Origin of the sequence: Herbaspirillum sp. ST 5-3 (assembly GCF_004804275.1) — a bacterium.
In the GTDB taxonomy this organism is placed as follows: Bacteria; Pseudomonadota; Gammaproteobacteria; order Burkholderiales; family Burkholderiaceae_D; genus Noviherbaspirillum.
In genome coordinates this window covers 25,569-45,513 of sequence record NZ_STGI01000019.1, presented here as the reverse complement: position 1 = coordinate 45,513, position 19,945 = coordinate 25,569, and the positions used below count along the sequence as shown (strand labels likewise).

Here is a 19,945-nt window from a genome sequence, read left to right as displayed (position 1 = left end):
GTCCAGATGGGTATTCCGTTCGACAGTCTGCGCAAGCAAACCATCCTGATCGTGGACGACACGCCGGACAATATCTCGTTGCTGTCGGCGCTGCTGAAGGACAAGTACAAGCTGAAGATCGCCACCAACGGCCTCAAGGCGCTGCAGATCGCCTCCGCGCCGCCCTACCCCGACCTGATCCTGCTCGACGTGATGATGCCGGAGCTGGACGGCTATGAAACCTGCCGCCGCCTGAAGGCCGCACCCGAAACCGCCGATATCCCGGTCATGTTCCTCACCGCCAAGACCCAGCAGGAAGACGAGGAAATGGGCTTGAGCCTGGGCGCGGTGGACTACATTCCCAAGCCGATCAGCCCGCCCATCGTGCTGGCGCGCGTCGCGACGCAGCTCAGCCTGAAGAAGGCGCGCCAGTTCCTCAAGGACCAGAATACCCATCTCGAACACCTGGTCGCCGAGCGCACGCGTCAGGTCATGCAGATGCAGGAAGCCACCATTCTCGCGATGGCCTCGCTGGCGGAAACGCGCGACAATGAAACCGGCAATCACATCCGCCGCACGCAGGCCTATGTCGCCGCGCTGGCACGCAAGCTGCGCGACCATCCGCGTTTTTCAGCCGTGCTGACCGAGGAAAACATCGACCTGCTGTTCAAGTCGGCGCCGCTGCACGATATCGGCAAGGTTGGCGTGCCCGACCGCATCCTGCTCAAGCCGGGCAAGCTCGATCCGGATGAATTCGAGACTATGAAGCTGCATGCCGTGTACGGACGCGACGCCATCATCGCGGTGGAAAAGCATCTCGGCGGCAGCAACGGCTTTCTCGCCTTCGCGCGCGACATCGCCTATTCGCATCACGAGAAATGGGACGGCAGTGGCTACCCGCAAGGCCTGAAGGGCGACGCGATTCCAGTGGCCGCGCGCCTGATGGCATTGGCCGATGTCTACGACGCGCTGATTTCGCGCCGCGTGTACAAGCCACCGTTCAGTCACGAGGAATCGGTGGCCATCATCCGCAAGGGGCGCGCCAGCCATTTCGACCCGGATGTGTTCGACGCCTTCATCGAGATCGAACACCAGTTCCTTGAAATCGCGCGACAGTACAGCGACGACCACGTCGAATTCGCGCAGCAATCGGTTGCATGACATGAACCCATCCCAGGTGTCGGTCCTCGTTATTGACGACAACGACGTCAGCCGCGCGATGCTGCGCCACATTCTGATGGAACATAAATACGATGTGGTCGGCGTCGCGGGCAGCGGACAGCTCGGGCTGGAGCTGGCGGCAAAACTCAGGCCGAAACTGATTTGCCTCGATATCACGATGCCGGACTGCAGCGGCCTCGACGTGCTCAAGCGCATCCGCGAACAATTGCCCGGCACCGAGGTGCTGATGGTCACCGGCAACAGCGACCGCGCATCGGTCATGGAAGCGGTACAACACGGTGCCGCCGGCTACATCGTCAAGCCCTTCAATCCGACCACGCTGCTGCGCACCATCGAACAGGTCGAATTCACATAGCTAGTATTAAAGTCAGTCGGACGGAACGCCGCTTAGCATCTGATTTTTCTAACTGCCTATAGCGGCTACGTTGGCCCGCGCCATATGCAGTTTTTTATAGCTGTCGATCAGGCGGCGGTGCCTGTCGAGCCCCTCCAGTTTCATGCTGGTTGGCGTCAGGCCATGGAAGCGCACGCTGCCGTCCACTGAGCCTAGCACCGCGTCCATCCGTGCATTGCCAAACATGCGGCGGAAGTTGACGACGTAATCGTCCAGTTCCAGCTCGTCATCGAGCAGCACCTCCAGCACCACGTTCAAGGCTTGATAAAACAATCCGCGCTCGACCGTGTTGTCGTTGTACTGCAAGAAGGCGCCCACCAGGTCGTGTGCCTCCTCGAGTTGCTGCAAGGCGAGATGAATGAGCAGCTTCAACTCGAGAACGGTCAGCTGCCCCCATTCCGTATTCTCGTCAAATTCGATGCCGATCAAGGTGGCGATATCGGAGTATTCATCGAGCTCATTGTTATTCAAACGCTCCAGCAGTGCTTCCAGGCTGGCGTCGTCCAGGCGATGCAGGTTCAGGATATCTTCGCGGAACAACAGCGCCTTGTTAGTGTTGTCCCAGATCAGATCTTCTACAGGATAAATTTCCGAATAGCCTGGCACCAGAATCCGGCAAGCAATGGCGCCCAGCTGGTCATGCACCGCCATGTACACTTCTTTGCCCATGTCTTCAAGAATGCCGAGCAAGGTCGCGGCTTCATCGGCATTGGAACTCATTTTGTCGTTTTGGCCCTGGCCGGAAAAATCCCACTCGACAAAATCGAAATTCGCTTTGGCACTGAAAAAGCGCCACGACACGACACCGCTGGAATCAATGAAGTGTTCAACAAAGTTGTTTGGCTCAGTCACCGCGTTGCTTTCAAAGGTGGGCTGAGGCAGATCGTTCAGGCCTTCGAAACTGCGACCCTGCAGCAATTCCGTCAGACTCCGTTCCAGCGCAACCTCGAAGCTTGGGTGCGCGCCGAACGAGGCAAAGACGCCGCCAGTTCGCGGGTTCATCAAGGTGACGCACATCACCGGATAGGTTCCACCCAGCGACGCATCCTTCACCAGCACCGGAAAGCCTTGCTCTTCCAACCCCTGTATGCCGGCCAGAATGCGAGGGTATTTCGCCAGCACGTCGTGCGGCACATCCGGCAGTGCCATTTCGCCTTCCAGGATCTCACGCTTTACCGCGCGTTCGAAAATCTCGGACAGGCACTGCACTTGCGCTTCGGCCAGTGTATTACCGGCACTCATGCCGTTGCTGGCGTAGAGGTTTTCGACCAGATTGGACGGGAAATACACCACTTCACCGTCCGACCGCCGCACAAAGGGCAGCGAACAGATGCCGCGCCCCACATTGCCGGAGTTGGTGTCGACCAGGTGCGAGGCACGTAGCTCGCCATCGGGATCGTAAATGCTCAAGCAGTATTCATCGAGAATTTCAGCCGGCAGCGCATCTTTGCGACCCGGCTTGAACCAGCGCTCATTCGGGTAATGGACAAACGCCGCATTGGCGATGTCTTCACCCCAAAATGAACCGGCGTAGAAATGGTTGTTATTGAGTCGCTCGATATACTCTCCCAACGCCGACGCCAACGCGCTTTCCTTGGTCGCTCCCTTGCCGTTGGTAAAACACATCGGCGAGTGCGCATCGCGGATATGCAGCGACCACACATTGGGAACGATATTGCGCCACGACGCGATTTCAATCTTGATGCCCAGGCCCGCCAAAACGCCCGACATATTGGCGATGGTTTGCTCCAGTGGCAGATCCTTGCCCGCAATATAGGTGCTGGCGTCGGCAGCCGGCTTCAAGGTCAGCAAGGCCTGCGCATCGGCATCCAGGTTCTCTACCTCTTCGATCACAAACTCGGGTCCGGTTTGCACCACTTTTTTCACCGTACAACGATCGATGGAGCGCAGGATACCTTGACGGTCCTTGTCAGAGATATCCGCCGGCAACTCGACCTGAATCTTGAAAATCTGCTGGTAACGGTTTTCCGGATCGACAATATTATTCTGCGACAGGCGGATATTTTCGGTTGGGATGTTGCGAGTCACGCAATACAATTTGACAAAGTAGGCTGCACACAAGGCCGATGAGGCCAGAAAGTAATCGAAAGGCCCGGGCGCCGAGCCATCGCCCTTATAGCGGATAGGCTGGTCGGCCACCACCGTGAAATCATCAAACTTGGCTTCGAGACGAAGCTTATCGAGAAAATTGACCTTGATTTCCATGCGAGATTTCCAAAAATGGTGCTCAAAATGATGTGGCCGCTATTATCCGTCAAGCGCGCGTCCCGCAACGAAAAAGCGACCGAGTAGTCGCTTTTTAATGTAGTTGTATGCCCGCTTTTGGCCGATTCTGTTGAAAAATCCTGCAGCAAATATCGAAGTCGAATCGACTGCAGCACTGCGAGTTGTTGAATAAATCAGTCCATTAAAAGGCAGCGCTTTTTCTGTCCTTCGGCGACTTAGTTCGCTCCTACCGATAGCCGACCAATATTTCTCCGAAGTTTTTCAACACAATCGGCCGTTCTCAGGCATCCCCCACCTTCATAATAACGAGCGTCCGGTCGTCACCGTTTTCCAGCCGGTGGTTGCAGCCATTCAGCAGTGACGTCCAGGCTGCGAAAAAGAACAACTTTACCGCCGCAATACGCACGATCAGAAAGAGCGTTCTACACCGTGTCCAGCCTGGCTGTTCCAACTGACTTTAATGCGAGAGATCGCAGCGGTCGTCAGGGGTATTTCACTTACTCACATTTCCTGTGGCTAATTCTGTGGATAAGCCAGGACAAGCATGCCTATCTCCATGATCCGCAAGGAAATTTTCAGTCTGATCAAAATCAAGGCATGCCTTGCGTTGGAAAGCGCGCGGTCTGAACATCTCCTGCCTTGCACAGTCCTACGCTCATGCGTGAAGGAGGCAGTGATGACAGTCATCAAATACACCAAGGCGGATTGGATAGCGCAGGCGGATATTCAGGAGCAGGACGACGGCAAGTTCCGCGGCGTGGTCATGCTCAGCCGCGAGCGCGGCGCAGGCAGCGACGACACGCAGCACACCGTCGAAGCCGTTTCGGACAGTCCGGAGCAAGCGCTGGAGCAGGCCAAGGCGCTCGCACATCGCCTGCTCGCCGGGGTCGAAGCCTGACGACAGTCCGCGACATCACATGAGCGCCGGCTTCATCATCGACACGCGAACATTCCCGTGTCGATGATGAGTCCGATGACTTGCCCACATTTTGCGTGGATATTTCTGTGGATAACGCAGAACAAGGTTCTTTATGTGCATGATCTATAAGGAAATTCTTCCTTTGACTAAAATCAATGCACTCGCTGCCCCGGAATTTACTTTCAATGCAGAATGTTGAGAATCGCCGGTAACTCGGGATTGGGGCTGTGCTTTGGTCAATCTAAAAGTATTTTGTGTACCGAAGTGCGGACCAAAGAAAGGGGCCGGACAATTTTCTGCATCATTTCAAAGTGCAAACAATAAATACGCGCAGGGATACGTCGCGCCAAAGCGCCCCAGTCTTCAGCCTTCACGGTACGCCGTGAAGCATCCGTCGATGATCAAACTACGCATGCCCTCGTCGCAAGTTTCCCGGAATAGGCGTTTCTGCTGACGTCATTGTTTCCCGGATAAATCAGTTCGACCCACCGCCTATCGACTCATCTGCTTCAGTTTTGCCCTGCCAGACAGACCCTAGGAAGTGACCCCTAGTTTGATCGACAGGGGAAACTTTTCTTGTTATCGAAAGAAAAGTACAAAACAAGCTACGCAAATTTGCGGAAAGTCAGAGACAGGTATAAGGCAGGGCCATTTGTGCCGTCGTCTGGATAGACTGTAACGTTGATGCGGTCACCGAATAAATGATGCCAAGATTAAAGTAAAGACGGGCGATCCGCTCCGGCGCCGGTCGAAGCGATTCTCACGGAACCTGCGCCGGATTGAAAGCCAGAAGGAGTGAAGCATGCCATCGCAACACCGCACGCCGCACCACAGCGCATCTACTAACACTCCCTGGTTTACCTTGCCCCCTGATGCTGTACTCTCGTCACTCGATACTACCGAGAGCGGGCTCGATTTCAAGGAATCCAGACGACGTCTTGCGACACATGGCCCGAATCAGCTGGCCGTCAAGCGCGGTCGCTCCCGGCTGGCGATTTTCCTGGAGCAATTCAAAAGTCCCCTGATTCTCATCCTGCTGGCTGCGGCAGTGATCGCCTTTTTCATGGAAAAAGGTCTCGATGTATACGTGATTCTGGCTATCGTGTTCATCAACGCCACGCTCGGTTATGTGCTCGAACAACGCGCCGCGGGGGCGATCGCTGCGTTACAGCGGCTGACAAGCTCGCGAGCCCGGGTCATGCGAGCCGGCCGGGTGGAAGAGATTCCAGCGAGCGAAGTCGTTGCGGGCGATATCCTGCTCCTTGAGTCTGGCGACCGCGTCGCAGCCGATGCGAGGATCATTCACGCAAGCGAACTGGCGATCGCCGAGGCGGAATTGACGGGTGAGTCGCTGCCTGTGCCCAAGGACAGCAAGGCAATCGAGGGGGAAGGGCATCTGCCGCTGGGCGATCAGGTCAACATGGCGTTCATGAGCACAGCCGTGGTATCCGGTCGGGGACGGGCCGTCGTGGTAGCGACCGGCATGGACACCGAGGTGGGCAAGATCACCTCCGATGTGGCCGAGGCGAGCACGGAGACCCCGGTGCAGCGCAAGCTGGCCGATTTCGGCCGCCGGCTTGGCATCATCGTTGTGATGATCATCGGCACGGTGCTGGCGCTGGGCGTGGCGCTCGGCCATCCCTTTGCCGAGATGTTCTATGTGGCGATCAGCCTGGCGGTGGCGGCAATTCCGGAGGGTTTGCCGATCGTCGTGTCGGTGCTGTTTGCCATCGGCGTCACACGCATGGCCAGGCGGAAGGCGATGATACGCCGGCTGCCGGCCGTCGAGGGCCTTGGCAGCGCCACCATCATCTGCTCGGACAAGACCGGCACGCTGACGCGCAATGCGATGACCGTCGAGCAGATCAGCATGGGCAGCCAGATCCTTGCCGTAGAAGGCGCAGGCTACGAGCCGAGTGGCCGCGTGCTGGCCAACGGCATCCCTGTGACTGCCGAGCAAGCGCGCGGGTTGCGCTGGCTTGCCGCCTGCGCCCGGCTGTGCAACGACTCGATTTTGGAGCAGGTCGACGGCGAGTGGCGCGTTCTGGGTGATCCGACTGAAGGCGCGTTGCGGGTGCTTTCGGAGAAGTTGCAATTCCATGAAGAGTGGGACCGCATTGATGAAATTCCCTTCAGCTCGGAACGCAAATGGATGGCAACCCTCAACCGCGCTCCCGACGGCGAACTTGTAGCGTTCACGAAGGGAGCGCTGGAACGACTCCTGCCGATGGCCAGCCATTATCAGGCGATCGACGGCACGATTTTGGAATTCGATGAGGCGGCGCGCGCCAGCCTGCTCAACGCCGGGCATGGCATGGCTGAACAGGCGCTGCGCACGCTTGCGCTTGGCGTAGTTCGCGCTGTGGACCATCCCGGAGTGCTGTCGGCCGACTATGTGCACGGAAGACTGGTGCTTGTCGGGCTGGTTGGAATGATCGATCCACCGCGTCCGGAAGCCATTCCCGCGGTCCGGGCATGTCAGACCGCCGGCATTCGAGTCGCCATGATAACGGGCGATCACCGCGCAACGGCAGCGGCCATTGCGCGCCAGTTGGGCATCCTGCGGGAGCGCCAGACTGTGATGGAAGCGGCTGACTTGGAGAAGATGACGGATGACGAGCTTGAGAATGTCGTGCAGCGGGCAGCCGTCTATGCCCGCGTCAACCCCTCCCACAAGATGCGCATCGTAAAAGCGCTTCAACGCAAAGGCGCAATTGTTGCGATGACCGGCGACGGCGTCAACGACGCACCGGCCCTGTCCCAAGCGGACATCGGCATCGCCATGGGCATCACCGGCACCGAGGTCGCAAAAGGCGCAGCAGACATGGTACTTGCCGACGATAACTTCGCCACCATCGTCGCCGCCGTGGAAGAAGGGCGTGCGATCTCCGACAACCTGCGCAAGGTGGCGGAGTACTTGACGGCGACCTGCGTCGGCAACATTGCGATGGTCGCAGGCTCGCTCGTTCTCGGTTTGCCGCTGCCGCTCACCGCCGTGATGCTGTTGTGGATCAACCTGGTGGCAACAGGTGTGTTCGACAAGCCCTTGGCCCTTGAACAGGGGGATCCCGACCTGATGACCCGTCCGCCACGCCCGCCGGGCGATCCCCTGATCACCCGTGCGGCTTTCGTGCGGGTGATGTGCATGGGCCTTGGCATGGCCGCTGGCACCCTGGCCATATTCGCCTGGGAACTGTCGATGGGGACGCCGATCGAGCATGCGCGAACGGAGGCTTTCACGGTCAATGCCACGTTTCAGGCCTTCAGCGCGTTCGCCTTTCGCTCAGCGGAGCGGCCCATCTATCAGCTGCCGCCCAATCGATGGCTTTTCGGCGCAGCGCTAATTGCATTTTTCATCCAATTGCTCGCTGTATATTGGGAGCCTCTCCAGCTATTGCTCGGCACCGTACCGATCGCAGCTTGGGAGTTCGCCATGGCGGCTGCCGAGGGCCTGAGCCTGCTGGTCGCGGCAGAAATCTATAAGGTCGTGCGCTGGCGCTTTCGTCGCCTCGAAAAGACGGAGGCATGATGGGCGAAACAGTGGCGGCACTGGCCGGCAGCCTGGTGCTCGCAGGCGTCTATGCTCTTGCGCCGGCGATTACTCGCCTGCCGCAACGACATCTTGCATCGTTGGACAGCTTCATTGGCGGAACCGGGCTTGCGTACGTGTTGCTGTATCTGCTGTTCGAGCTCACCAAATACGGCGCCCCCAAGATTCACGCCTTATTGCCGCTCGGGCCCGAACCGCTGGAGACCCTCTTCATCTTGCTGTTGGGCGCATTATCAACAATCTATCTGCTGCAAGTGCATCTGGCGAAAAGCCCCAGCCTGCAAGACGATTGCCTGGGCTTCGCCGTATTGTTCCTTGTTTATAATTTCCTTGCGGGTGCCGGAGTGGTGGAAGAAGCCCACGGAGGTCCGCTGAACCTGGGCTTTTACGTCACGGCGCTGGGTCTCCACCTGCTCTTTAACGACCTCTTCTTGCTGCACCTGTGCTCCGACGCATATCATTGGCGCTGGCGTGCCGCATTGGCTGCAATGCCGGTCATTGGTTGTGCACTGGCAGCAGGCTTCGCGCTGCCGGAAGGGGTGCTGTACGGGATGCTTGCCTTGATTGCCGGCGGCACGGTCATCAACGTTGTGCGCCATGAATTACCAAGCCCAAAGGATTTTAGGTCGGCCGCATTCGTCATGGGAGTAATCGTCTATGCCGCCCTCATCATTGCAACCTGGCGGCTCTAAACACGAGCTTCCCGTGTTCGGCCAGAGACTGCGCGTCTTGGAGACAACGGCACATGTCCAAGGCCGGGAGGCTGCAGGACGCGACCAGCGCCGATAGTTGCCGGACTGGATATCGGTGGACAGCAATAAGCGAGAGCTCTCACAGGTCGTCGCCTGTTTGAATCGTTGCTTAATTGTATTTGCATACAAGCAGAAAATGATTCAGTGACGCGCGCAGTGGCCCTTGCCTTGTTCCGAGCGCCTGTTGTCTTGCCCTTGTCGACCTCCCGCCCCCTACACACACCGCAAAACGAACGGCGCCAACCTGTAAGCCGACAGCATATGGTCTTGTCAATCACATGAACCAATTCACGCATGACGTTACCTTTGGTTTGCCTGGTACCCAGACCCTTATCCTGGCTAAGTCAACTATCGATAACCAGGGAACGGAAGGCAGCGGAACAGGCTAAAGGCATAAGTGCCGATTGCACAGATCTATTCGGCCTTCTGTGGTACTCGTCGGCACCGGCCCTGATGTCATCCGCTCGCAGACGTCTCGATAAGAACGATCACGGCAGCGAGCCGCGCCGTCATTGGCCTCTGCCTGCTCCCGGCCGTTAAATCTTGGAACCGATTGGAGTTCTTCGGATTACTAACTATTTCCCGATGCAGAAGCGGCTGAAGATTGCGCCCAGCAAGTCATCCGATGTGAATTCGCCGGTGATGCTGTTCAGACGTTCCTGCGCGATGCGTAATTCCTCTGCGAAAAGATCGAGCGCCTGGCTGTCCTTCGATGCATGTTCTGCAGCAAGATCGAGATGCTCGCGCGCCGCCTTCAACGCCAGCAGATGACGCTCGCGCGCTAGAAAGCGTGACTCGCCGGTCTGCTGCCAGCCCGCCACGCGCAGCAATTCGGTGCGCAGCAAATCGATGCCGCGCCGCTCCGTCGCCGACAGATAGATGTGCGTTGCGTCCGGCATGCGGTCGACCGCCGGTTTGTGCCCGGACAAGTCGATCTTGTTCCATACGCGCAGCACCGGTACCGCGGGCGGAAAGCGCGCGATGATGTCCTCGTCGCCGCGTGTCGGTCCGCGGCTCGCATCCAGCAGATGCACGATCACGTCGGCCTTGCTCACTTCATTCCAGGTGCGCTCGATGCCGATGCGTTCCACTTCATCGCCGGAATCGCGGATGCCTGCCGTATCGATGATGTGCAGAGGAATGCCTTCCATCTGTATCGTTTCGGTCACCTTGTCGCGCGTGGTGCCCGCGATCGGCGTCACGATCGCGACGTCGGAGCCGGCCAGCGCATTCAGCAGGGACGACTTGCCCACATTCGGCTGACCCGCCAGCACCACGTTCAAGCCTTCGCGCAGCAGGGCGCCTTGCGCCGCCTGCTCGAACACCTCGTTGAGCTTGGCGCGGATGCGTTCCAATTGGCCGCGCGCGTCCGATTTTTCGAGGAAATCGATTTCTTCTTCCGGAAAGTCGAGCGTGGCTTCCACCAGCATGCGCAGGTGGATCACCTTGTCGACCAGTTCATGAATCGTTTTGGAAAATGCGCCGCTGAGCGAGGCCGACGCCGATTTGGCCGCCGCTTCGGTGGTGGCCTCGATCAGGTCGGCGACCGCTTCCGCCTGCGCCAGATCCAGCTTGTCGTTCATGAAAGCGCGCTGCGTGAATTCGCCCGGCTGCGCCACGCGCAGCCCGATCTCCTGGCCGGCTTGCAGGCAACGCGCCAGCAGCATCTGCATCACCACCGGCCCGCCATGGCCCTGCAATTCAAGCACGTCTTCGCCAGTGTAAGAATGCGGCGCCTTGAAATAGATCGCGATGCCCTGGTCGATGGTGCTGCCGTCTTCATTCTTGAACGGCAGGTAGGTCGCATAACGCGGCTGCAATTGGGCAGTGCCGCAGACCGCCTGCATTATCGGAGCGATGTTTTTGCCGGACACGCGCACGACGCCGATTCCACCCCGTCCGGGCGCGGTGGCGATGGCAGCAATCGGATAAGAATCGTAGTTCATGAAAATGATTGTAGGGTTGGAGATGTCGTCAGGCAACAGAAAAGCGGGCGTCCACGGAAAGCACTCGGCGTGCCCCACGAAAGACACGGAAATGAAGAGGTGCGTTCAATGGCATCTATCCGTTGACACAGGTTTGAATCGGTAAAAATTTTCTGGTGTGGTTTTTTCCGTGCTTTCCGTGTTTTTCGTGGACAAAAAACAAAAAGCCCGCGCATCGCACGGGCTTCCTGTTTGCAGAAACCAGGTGTCAGGCCGGCTTGCCGCTTTCGATCTTCTTCGTGATCACCCACTGTTGTGCGATCGACAGGACGTTGTTCACGACCCAGTACAGCACTAGGCCGGCCGGGAAGAAGAAGAACATCACCGAGAACACGATCGGCATGAACATCATGACCTTGGCCTGCACCGGATCCGGCGGGGTCGGGTTCAGCTTGGTCTGGATGAACATCGAAACAGCCATCACGACCGGCAGGATGTAGAACGGATCGGGCGACGCGAGGTCGTGGATCCAGCCCAGCCACGGCGCATTGCGCATTTCCACCGATGCCAGCAGCACCCAGTACAGCGCGATGAACACCGGGATCTGCACCACGATCGGCAGGCAGCCGCCGAGCGGATTGATTTTCTCGGTGCGGTACAGCTCCATCATGGCCTGGTTCATCTTGGCCGGATCGCTCTTGTAACGCTCGCGGATGTTCTGCATCTTCGGCGTGACCGTCTTCATCTTCGCCATGCTGCGATAGCTCGCCGCCGACAGCGGGAAGAAGGCCAGCTTGATCATGATGGTCAGCACGATGATGGTCCAGCCCCAGTTGCCCAGCACCTTGTGAATCTGGGTCATGAGCCAGAAGATCGGCTTGGCGACGATGGTCAGCCAGCCATAGTCTTTCACCAGTTCCAGTCCGGGTGCCAGTTTTTCCAGCGTGGTCGATACCTGCGGGCCGGAATACAGCGGCGTCTGCAGCGTGGCGCTCGCGCCCGGTGCGATGGTGCCCAGGGGCAGGATGGTGCCGACCGCGTACAGATTGGTGTCAACCTTCTTCGTGTAGATCTCGCGCGGCTGCTTTTGCGGCGGCAGGAAGGCCGATACGAAATAGTGCTGCACCAGCGCGATCCAGCCGTCGTCGGCCTTGGTCGCGTGCTTGGCCTTGCCCTTTTCGATATCCTCGAAGGTCATCTTCTGGAATTTATCCGCGTCGGTGTAGACGGCAGGACCGGTGAAGGTGCTGTAGAACTTCGACGTGCCTTCCGGCTTGTTGCCGTCGCGGACCAGTTGCACGTACAGCGACGGGTTGATCGGCGCGCCGCTGTTGTTGATCACGTCATGCTTGAGGCCGATTTCGTAATCGCCGCGCTTGAAGGTGAAGGTTTTCACCAGCTTGACGCCGTTCTGTTCGGATTCCAGCACCAGTTGCAGTTCGTTGTTGCCGTCGAGCGTGCGCGGGCCCGGCTTGGCGACGAAGAGCGACTTGTGGTTCGGATAAGGTCCGCCAATCAGGCCGGTTTGACCGAGGTAGGTGTGATTGGGGTCGGACTCGAACAGGACCATGTGCTTGGTCGGGTCGACCGGATCCTTGTGCTGCAACAGTTCCAGACGCTTGATCTCGCCGCCCAGGGTGTCGATATCGGCCTTGAACACGTCGGTGGTGATGGTGACGGTTTCGCTCTTCACTTGCGCGGCGCCGCCCGGCACCACGGCAGGTGCCGCGGCAGTGCTGCTTGCCTGCGGCACGTCGGCCTTGTTGGCCGGCGCGCTGCCGGCAGCCGGCTTGGCCGATTGCGTCGCGGTCGGGAAGAACATCGACTGCTTCCCGTTGTAGCGCATCCAGTTGTCCCACAACAGCAATAGGGACAACGAGAAGACAACCCACAGGACGGTACGTTGGATATCCATAAGCGTTTTATTCAGTAATCAGGAATTCAGTGGTGATGGCAGGCGCAGGCGTCTGCCGCCGGTTTGTCGCTGGTTTTCTTCGGTACCGGATCCAGCCCTCCCGGATGCCACGGATGGCACTTGCACAGGCGCTTTGCTGCCAGCAGGCTGCCTCTTGCCGCACCATGTTCGCGCACGGCTTCCAGGGCGTAGTTCGAGCAGCTTGGATAAAAACGGCAGTTTCGGCCGAGAAAAGGGCTGATGCCCAGCTGGTACGCGCGCAATAGTAGCAGCAAAAGCGTTTTCATCAGCGGGCCTCCGTGGAAGTGGGCGCGGCGCGTTGCGAACCCAGCAGCGCCGCCAGCTCGCCGCGCAACACGGACTTGAGCTTGGCGGTCGTTGCAGGCTCGGCCTTGGAATTCACGGGTTTAGACAGGCGGACGATGCAATCGATCGCCGGCAGGGCGGATTGGCGGAACAATTCACGCGCAATGCGCTTGATCGTATTGCGTGTGACCGCGCGCGGCGCGAAGCGTTTGGCGGCAACGATGCCCAGCCGGGCTTGATTCAATTGATTGCTGCGCGCATAGAGTACGAAATGCGCGGTGCGATAGACGGGCCGCAAACGAAAAACGGATGAAAACTCATCCGTTTTAACGATTCGCCGATCGCGTGCGTAGTCTTGGGAACGAGCGTCGCCCACGCCAGCAGCGTGCGGTGCAGCGCTTGGCTTAGACAGCCAGGCGCTTGCGGCCTTTGGCGCGGCGTGCATTGAGCACAGCGCGGCCACCGCGGGTTGCCATGCGGACGCGGAAGCCATGGGTGCGCTTGCGGCGGACGACGGAAGGTTGGTAAGTACGTTTCATTATTGGTCTCGCTAGTCAGCAAAAATGGGTGGGATCATCACGCAGCCCATTCTTGTCTTGTGATCGGACACAAGACGCAACAGGCAGTGAACCCGCAATTAAACCCCAATTTCCACTTTTCTGTCAATCACTTAGGCAGTGGCAAAGCGGCAAGGGCCGCGCCACCCGGGTCTCCGGCGTCCGAAAACGGCGCTCCCGTCGGGCGCAGCGGAGTACTTCATTTCGCTTGGTAATAAGCAAAACCAGGCGCCTCGGCATGCCCAAATTATCCACAATTGCAAGGACTTTTTTATGTCGGAAAAATGACGCAGCCTGTGGATAACTCCCCATGCCGGGTATAGAATAGCCCTCCCGCGTGGACCGCCTGACCTTGCCATACGCCCCTGCACTCCGCTGAACAGTCCGACAAATTCCGGACCGGACAGATTGCCGGAAGGCCAGACGCAAGGCAGCTGGTCATTTTCCACGCCCCCCTCCGACATTAGAAAAAATTCATGGAAAATTTTTGGCAGACGTGCTCCACACTGCTGGAGCAGGAGCTTACGCCTCAACAATTTAGTGCATGGATTAAACCATTGACACCACTCGATTTTGAAGACGGCCGCCTGCGCATCGCCGCGCCGAACCGCTTCAAGCTCGATTGGGTGAAAACCCAGTTCGCCAACCGCATTACCACGCTTGCCTCCCAGTACTGGGAGGCACCGGTCGAGGTGCTGTTCGTGCTCGACCCCCGTCTCAATGTCGCCAGGAAGCCGGCGCCGGTTCCTGCGGCGGCCGCCATGGCGATGGCGGACGGTCCGGACATGATGGATCTTCCCGACCCGATCGAGCGCGTCGACATTGCCATCGAGGAAACAAAAAAGCGCGACCAAAGCAAGATCAACGACGCGCTCACTTTCGACAGTTTCGTCACCGGCAAGGCCAACCAGTTGGCTCGTGCCGCCGCGATCCAGGTCGCCAACAACCCCGGCGTTTCCTATAATCCGCTGTTCCTGTACGGCGGCGTGGGGCTCGGCAAGACCCACCTGATCCACGCCATCGGCAACCAGTTGCTGGTCGATAATCCGAACGTCCGTATTCGCTACATCCACGCAGAACAGTATGTTCGCGACGTAGTGACCGCTTACCAACGCAAGGGTTTCGACGACTTCAAGCGCTATTACCATTCGTTGGACATGTTGCTGATCGACGATATTCAGTTCTTTGCCGGCAAGAGCCGCACGCAGGAAGAATTCTTCTATGCGTTCGAGGCTCTGATTGCTGCAAAGAAACAAATCATCATCACCAGTGACACCTATCCGAAGGAAATCAGCGGCATGGACGATCGCCTGATTTCCCGTTTCGACTCCGGCCTGACGGTCGCGGTCGAACCGCCGGAACTGGAAATGCGGGTTGCGATTCTGCTGAAAAAAGCGGCACAGGAAGGCGCTGTGCTGTCCGACGATGTGGCATTTTTTGTTGCCAAGCATTTACGATCGAACGTTCGTGAACTTGAAGGTGCGCTGCGCAAAATCCTGGCGTATTCCCGCTTCCATGGCAAAGATATTACGATCGATGTTGTCAAGGAAGCATTGAAAGATCTGCTGTCGGTCCAAAATAGACAGATATCGGTAGAGAACATCCAGAAGACGGTTGCCGACTTTTTCAATATCAAGGTTGCCGACATGTACTCGAAAAAGCGCCCGGCCAATATTGCCCGTCCGCGCCAGATCGCGATGTATCTCGCCAAGGAATTGACGCAGAAAAGTTTGCCGGAAATCGGCGAATTGTTCGGCGGACGTGATCACACCACGGTCTTGCATGCGGTACGCAAGATCGCCACCGATCGTTCCAAGAACCCGGAAGTGAATCACGAATTGCATGTGCTCGAGCAGACACTCAAGGGTTAAGCACAGCTGCTCATGCCCTTGTGGATAACCCGACAAGACTGCGTGCCTAATAAGAAGGCATTTCCGCAGAGAAACCAATCCTTTCGCCCGCAAGGCGAAAGGAGCTGATCTCCGGACAAAAGGCTTGTCAAGAAGGCAAAAACCCCACACTTTGATTTCTTGGAAGCCCCCCTTTTCTGTCAAAATAGAGGTTGTTCCGCGTTTGTTTTTCCTGGTCAGTGTCGGTTCTTTCCAGACCTGCCGTTTCGCCTGAACTCAAGCACTGTCTCAACCTAATTACTACAAGGACAAAAGCATGCAATTGGTCAAAACCCAACGAGACACGCTTCTCCGACCGCTGCAGATCGTGAGTGGTATTGTCGAGCGTCGGCACACGTTGCCGATTCTGGCCAATATCCTCATTCGCAAGGACGGCGAAAAAGTGTCTTTCCTGTCCACCGACATTGAAGTGCAGATCACCACGCACGCCGATGTCGGCAGCGGCGGCGAAGTGGCTGCCACCACGGTGGCGGCGCGCAAGCTGCTCGACATCCTGCGCGCGCTGCCCGACGGAGAGGTGTCCCTGTCGCTCGCCAACAAGCGCATGACGGTCCAGTCCGGCAAATCGCGCTTCGGCTTGCAGACCCTGGCCGCCGAGGAATTTCCGACCGTCGCGCAGGCCGAACAGTTCAATGCGAAAGTCACACTGCCGCAAAAGACGCTGAAGCACCTGTTCAACATGGTCCACTTCGCGATGGCGCAGCAGGACATCCGCTACTACCTGAACGGCATGCTGCTGGTGGTCGACGGCAAGAACGTGATCGCTGTCGCGACCGACGGTCACCGCCTCGCGTTCTGCCAGGTCGAGACCGACCAGAATTTCCAGCGCCACGAAGTCATCATCCCGCGCAAGACCATCCTGGAATTGCAGCGCCTGCTGGAAGACCTGGACAACCCGGTCGACCTCGAGATCGCGACCAACCAGGTGAAGCTGAGCTTCGCGGACATCGAACTGATTTCCAAGCTGGTCGAAGGCAAGTTCCCCGATTTCACGCGTGTGATCCCGAAGGGCTACAAGAACAACTTCACGATCGACCGCCAGACGCTGCTGCACTCGCTGCAGCGCGCGGCCATCATGACCAGCGACAAATTCAAGGGCGTGCGCTGCATCATCAGTCCGGGCAGCCTGAAGATCAGCTCCACCAACGCCGATCAGGAAGAAGCGGTGGAAGAACTCGAAATCGATTACGGCGGCGACAGCATCGATATCGGTTTCAATGTCACCTACCTGCTGGATGTGCTGAACAACCTCAAGGGCGACAATATCAACATCGCCCTTGGCGACGCCAATTCATCGGCGCTGATCACCGTACCGGAAAACGCAGACTTCAAGTATGTCGTGATGCCGATGCGTATTTGATTTGTTTGATAACGTAATTCGCAAGGGGGCCGCTGTGAATATGGCGAGCCCCTTTGCTGCATTTTTGGAAGTTTAAATTTTTTGGCAAACCTCTCTCTTCCACCCCTGCAGGTGGAAGGAAACCGACCGCCAAACCGTTCTTTTAGACGTAACTCGATTCATCAGAAGGCAGCCATGTCCGCGATTCCTCAAGAAAACACCCCGCAACCGCAAGCCAGCCAGTATGGCGCGTCCTCGATCCAGATCCTCGAAGGTCTGGAAGCCGTCCGCAAACGCCCTGGCATGTACATCGGCGACACGTCTGACGGCACGGGCTTGCACCACCTGGTATTCGAAGTGCTCGACAACTCGATCGACGAATCGCTCGCCGGCCACTGTACCGAGATTCACGTCACGATCCACTCGGACAACTCGATCTCGATCACCGACAACGGCCGCGGCATCCCGACCGGCATCAAGTGGGACGACAAGCACGATCCCAAGCGCAGCGCCGCGGAAATCGTCATGACCGAACTGCATGCCGGCGGCAAGTTCGACCAGAACTCGTACAAGGTCTCGGGCGGCCTGCACGGCGTGGGCGTCTCCTGCGTCAACGCGCTGTCCAAGCTGCTGCGTCTGACCATTCGGCGCGATGGCAAGGTGCACTCCATGGAGTTTGCCAAGGGCATCGTGCAGAACCGCGAGCTGGAAACCGTCGACGGCATTCCCACCTCGCCGATCAAGGTCATCGGCGAAACCGACAAGCGTGGCACCGAAGTGCATTTCTGGGCCGATGAAGAGATCTTCAACCACATCGAGTTCCACTACGACATCCTCGCCAAGCGCATCCGCGAACTCTCCTTCCTCAACAACGGCGTGCACATCAAGCTCACCGACCAGCGCACCGGGAAGGAAGAGGATTTCGCATTCGAAGGCGGCACCCGCGGCTTCGTCGAATACATCAACAAGAGCAAGTCCGTGCTGCACCCGACCATCTTCCAGGCGACCGGCGAGAAACTCTCCGACCAGGGCACGATGATCACGGTGGACGTCTCCATGCAATGGAACGACGCCTACAACGAACAGGTACTCTGCTTCACCAACAACATCCCGCAACGCGACGGCGGCACCCACCTCACCGGCCTGCGCGCCGCGATGACGCGTGTGATCAACAAGTACATCGAAGAAAACGATTTCGCGAAGAAAGCGAAAGTCGAGGTGGCCGGCGACGACATGCGCGAAGGCCTGACCTGCGTGTTGTCGGTCAAGGTGCCCGAGCCGAAGTTCAGCTCGCAGACCAAGGACAAGCTCGTCTCCTCCGAAGTGCGCGGTCCGGTCGAGGAAATCGTCGCCAAGACGCTGACCGACTTCCTGATGGAAAAGCCGAACGACGCCAAGATCATCTGCGGCAAGATCGTCGAAGCCGCGCGCGCTCGTGAAGCCGCCCGCAAGGCGCGCGAACTGACGCGCCGCAAGGGCGTGATGGACGGTCTCGGCCTGTCCGCCAAGCTGGCTGACTGCCAGGAAAAAGACCCGGCGCTGTGCGAACTGTACATCGTCGAGGGTGACTCCGCAGGCGGCTCCGCCAAGCAGGGCCGCGACCGCAAGTTCCAGGCGATCCTGCCCTTGCGCGGCAAGGTGCTCAACGTCGAGAAGGCACGCTTCGAGAAGATGCTGTCCTCGGAACAGATCACCACCCTGATCGCCACGCTCGGCACCTCGATCGGCCCGGACGAATTCAACATCGACAAGCTGCGCTACCACCGTCTCATCATCATGACCGATGCCGACGTCGACGGCGCGCACATCCGCACCCTGCTCCTGACGCTGCTGTATCGCCAGATGCCGGCGCTGGTCGAACGCGGCCACGTCTACATCGCGCAGCCGCCGCTGTACAAGGTCAAGCACGGCAAGGACGAGCGCTATCTGAAGGACGATGTCGAAGAAGCGCAGTACATGATGCAGATCGCGCTGCACGACGCCGCCCTCATCCCGACCGAAGGCGCGCAACCGATCGTCGGCGAAGCGCTGTCCGAACTGGTCCGCCAGTACAACACCGCCAACGCCATCATCATGCGCCTGTCGCGCGCGGTCGACGAAGCTGCGCTGTCGGCCATCATGACCGGCGTCACGCTCAAGCTCGACGATGCCGCCAGCGCGGAAGCGTCTGCGCAAGCGCTGACTGCGGCCATCAACGACCCGAGCGTCGCCGTTGTCGTCAAATCCGACGAACTGTCCGCCAAGCACATGCTGCGCATCGAGCGCCGCCACTTCGGCAACATGAAGATCAGCACCATCGACGCCGACTTCGTGCACGGCCCGGATTACCTCGTGCTGTCAGCCGCCGCCGCCACCTTCAAGGGCCTGATCGGCCCGGGCGCGATGGTTCGCCGCGGTCAGGGCGACAAGGCCAAGGAAATCGCCATCAAGGACTTCCACGAAGCGATGGACTGGCTGCGCGATGAAGCCGAGCGCGGCGTGTCCAAGCAGCGCTACAAAGGTCTGGGTGAAATGAATCCCGAGCAGTTGTGGGAAACCACGATGGACCCGACGGTGCGCCGTCTGCTGAAGGTGCAGATCGAGGACGCGATTGCGGCGGATCAGATTTTCACGACGCTGATGGGCGATGACGTGGAACCGCGCAGGGCGTTTATTGAATTGAATGCGCTGCAGGCGGGGAATATTGACGTGTAAGTTGACTCGTAGCCGTAAGGCGCCAGCGTAATTGCGATTGGCGCCACAATCGTGCGACCAGGCGGTCATAGTTAACGCGACTGGCCTACATAGGTCTGGTAAAAAGCGAGAAAAGAGCGAGAAAAGAGCGAGGGCTAACCAATCTGGTTAGCCCTTTTTGCTGTCGTATTTGTGAAAGAGTGAAGCTTAAGCCAATGATCTCTGCGAATTAAGCTGCCTGTCGTTGAGACAGCGACTTGAAGTGGGCCTCATCGGGCGTCTTGGCGTCAAGACTGG

General features: G+C 58.4%; 14 protein-coding genes. 8 read left to right on the top strand and 6 right to left on the bottom strand.

The window, feature by feature from the left end; all coding sequences use genetic code 11:
• Positions 1 to 6: 6 nt before the first annotated feature.
• Together E6W33_RS25050 and E6W33_RS25045 are read left to right on the top strand one after the other, a co-directional pair.
• Positions 7 to 1,140, top strand: coding sequence for a two-component system response regulator (locus tag E6W33_RS25050; RefSeq protein WP_136420109.1), 1,134 nt, complete (start codon positions 7 to 9; stop codon positions 1,138 to 1,140).
• Position 1,141: 1 nt separating this feature from the next.
• Positions 1,142 to 1,516 carry a response regulator gene (locus E6W33_RS25045; RefSeq protein WP_168798759.1) on the top strand — a complete coding sequence of 125 codons (375 nt, stop codon included), beginning with the start codon at positions 1,142 to 1,144 and terminating at the stop codon, positions 1,514 to 1,516.
• 48 nt (positions 1,517 to 1,564) lie between these two features.
• On the opposite strand, the gene E6W33_RS25040 is transcribed toward E6W33_RS25045, so the two are convergent.
• Complete coding sequence (locus E6W33_RS25040; RefSeq protein ID WP_136420107.1) at positions 1,565 to 3,781, bottom strand: OsmC domain/YcaO domain-containing protein; 2,217 nt, start codon at positions 3,779 to 3,781, stop codon at positions 1,565 to 1,567.
• A gap of 697 nt (positions 3,782 to 4,478) precedes the next feature.
• Here E6W33_RS25040 and E6W33_RS25035 point away from each other — a divergent pair.
• The 3 genes from E6W33_RS25035 (at position 4,479) to E6W33_RS25025 (ending at position 8,963) form a co-directional block, all read left to right on the top strand.
• Positions 4,479 to 4,700 carry a hypothetical protein gene (locus tag E6W33_RS25035; protein WP_136420106.1) on the top strand — a complete coding sequence of 74 codons (222 nt, stop codon included), beginning with the start codon at positions 4,479 to 4,481 and terminating at the stop codon, positions 4,698 to 4,700.
• 823 nt (positions 4,701 to 5,523) lie between these two features.
• Positions 5,524 to 8,250 (top strand): HAD-IC family P-type ATPase, encoded by a 2,727-nt coding sequence (locus E6W33_RS25030; RefSeq protein ID WP_136420105.1) that lies wholly within the window; start codon positions 5,524 to 5,526, stop codon positions 8,248 to 8,250.
• Entirely contained in the window at positions 8,247 to 8,963 is a 717-nt protein-coding gene (locus tag E6W33_RS25025) for a hypothetical protein (protein WP_136420104.1), read from the top strand. The genes E6W33_RS25030 and E6W33_RS25025 overlap by 4 nt, the downstream gene beginning before the upstream one ends.
• A 635-nt stretch (positions 8,964 to 9,598) precedes the next feature.
• On the opposite strand, the gene mnmE is transcribed toward E6W33_RS25025, so the two are convergent.
• From mnmE to rpmH, 5 genes are all read right to left on the bottom strand, one after another.
• Positions 9,599 to 10,969 carry a tRNA uridine-5-carboxymethylaminomethyl(34) synthesis GTPase MnmE gene (mnmE, locus tag E6W33_RS25020; protein ID WP_136420103.1) on the bottom strand — a complete coding sequence of 457 codons (1,371 nt, stop codon included), beginning with the start codon at positions 10,967 to 10,969 and terminating at the stop codon, positions 9,599 to 9,601.
• Positions 10,970 to 11,216: 247 nt separating this feature from the next.
• Positions 11,217 to 12,863, bottom strand: a complete 1,647-nt coding sequence (yidC, locus tag E6W33_RS25015) for a membrane protein insertase YidC (protein WP_136420102.1) — start codon at positions 12,861 to 12,863, stop codon at positions 11,217 to 11,219.
• 26 nt (positions 12,864 to 12,889) lie between these two features.
• Positions 12,890 to 13,150 (bottom strand): membrane protein insertion efficiency factor YidD, encoded by a 261-nt coding sequence (gene yidD, locus E6W33_RS25010; protein WP_136420101.1) that lies wholly within the window; start codon positions 13,148 to 13,150, stop codon positions 12,890 to 12,892.
• A complete protein-coding gene (rnpA, locus tag E6W33_RS25005) occupies positions 13,150 to 13,545 on the bottom strand; it encodes a ribonuclease P protein component (RefSeq protein ID WP_247869786.1) in 396 nt (131 codons plus the stop codon). Before rnpA ends, yidD begins: the two co-directional genes overlap by 1 nt.
• Positions 13,546 to 13,573: 28 nt before the next feature.
• Positions 13,574 to 13,708 carry a 50S ribosomal protein L34 gene (rpmH, locus tag E6W33_RS25000; RefSeq protein WP_040041456.1) on the bottom strand — a complete coding sequence of 45 codons (135 nt, stop codon included), beginning with the start codon at positions 13,706 to 13,708 and terminating at the stop codon, positions 13,574 to 13,576.
• 494 nt (positions 13,709 to 14,202) lie between these two features.
• Between rpmH and dnaA the strand changes: the two genes are divergently transcribed.
• The 3 genes from dnaA to gyrB all read left to right on the top strand — a co-directional run bounded on the left by dnaA (position 14,203) and on the right by gyrB (position 19,669).
• Positions 14,203 to 15,597, top strand: coding sequence for a chromosomal replication initiator protein DnaA (gene dnaA, locus E6W33_RS24995; RefSeq protein ID WP_136420100.1), 1,395 nt, complete (start codon positions 14,203 to 14,205; stop codon positions 15,595 to 15,597).
• 295 nt (positions 15,598 to 15,892) lie between these two features.
• The gene (gene dnaN, locus E6W33_RS24990) at positions 15,893 to 16,996 is read left to right on the top strand and encodes a DNA polymerase III subunit beta (protein WP_136420099.1); all 1,104 of its coding nucleotides are present in this window, start codon (positions 15,893 to 15,895) and stop codon (positions 16,994 to 16,996) included.
• 174 nt (positions 16,997 to 17,170) lie between these two features.
• On the top strand, positions 17,171 to 19,669 hold the full coding sequence (gene gyrB, locus E6W33_RS24985) for a DNA topoisomerase (ATP-hydrolyzing) subunit B (protein WP_136420098.1): 2,499 nt from the start codon (positions 17,171 to 17,173) through the stop codon (positions 19,667 to 19,669).
• Positions 19,670 to 19,945: the final 276 nt, after the last annotated feature.

What these genes read in the sequence shown, in the direction of transcription:
- E6W33_RS25050 (WP_136420109.1), top strand. Translation starts at nt 7, where the DNA reads ATGGGTATTCCGTTCGACAGTCTGCGCAAGCAAACCATCCTGATCGTG.
- E6W33_RS25045 (WP_168798759.1), top strand. Translation starts at nt 1,142, where the DNA reads ATGAACCCATCCCAGGTGTCGGTCCTCGTTATTGACGACAACGACGTC.
- E6W33_RS25040 (WP_136420107.1), bottom strand. Translation starts at nt 3,781, where the DNA reads ATGGAAATCAAGGTCAATTTTCTCGATAAGCTTCGTCTCGAAGCCAAG.
- E6W33_RS25035 (WP_136420106.1), top strand. Translation starts at nt 4,479, where the DNA reads ATGACAGTCATCAAATACACCAAGGCGGATTGGATAGCGCAGGCGGAT.
- E6W33_RS25030 (WP_136420105.1), top strand. Translation starts at nt 5,524, where the DNA reads ATGCCATCGCAACACCGCACGCCGCACCACAGCGCATCTACTAACACT.
- E6W33_RS25025 (WP_136420104.1), top strand. Translation starts at nt 8,247, where the DNA reads ATGATGGGCGAAACAGTGGCGGCACTGGCCGGCAGCCTGGTGCTCGCA.
- mnmE (WP_136420103.1), bottom strand. Translation starts at nt 10,969, where the DNA reads ATGAACTACGATTCTTATCCGATTGCTGCCATCGCCACCGCGCCCGGA.
- yidC (WP_136420102.1), bottom strand. Translation starts at nt 12,863, where the DNA reads ATGGATATCCAACGTACCGTCCTGTGGGTTGTCTTCTCGTTGTCCCTA.
- yidD (WP_136420101.1), bottom strand. Translation starts at nt 13,150, where the DNA reads ATGAAAACGCTTTTGCTGCTACTATTGCGCGCGTACCAGCTGGGCATC.
- rpmH (WP_040041456.1), bottom strand. Translation starts at nt 13,708, where the DNA reads ATGAAACGTACTTACCAACCTTCCGTCGTCCGCCGCAAGCGCACCCAT.
- dnaA (WP_136420100.1), top strand. Translation starts at nt 14,203, where the DNA reads ATGGAAAATTTTTGGCAGACGTGCTCCACACTGCTGGAGCAGGAGCTT.
- dnaN (WP_136420099.1), top strand. Translation starts at nt 15,893, where the DNA reads ATGCAATTGGTCAAAACCCAACGAGACACGCTTCTCCGACCGCTGCAG.
- gyrB (WP_136420098.1), top strand. Translation starts at nt 17,171, where the DNA reads ATGTCCGCGATTCCTCAAGAAAACACCCCGCAACCGCAAGCCAGCCAG.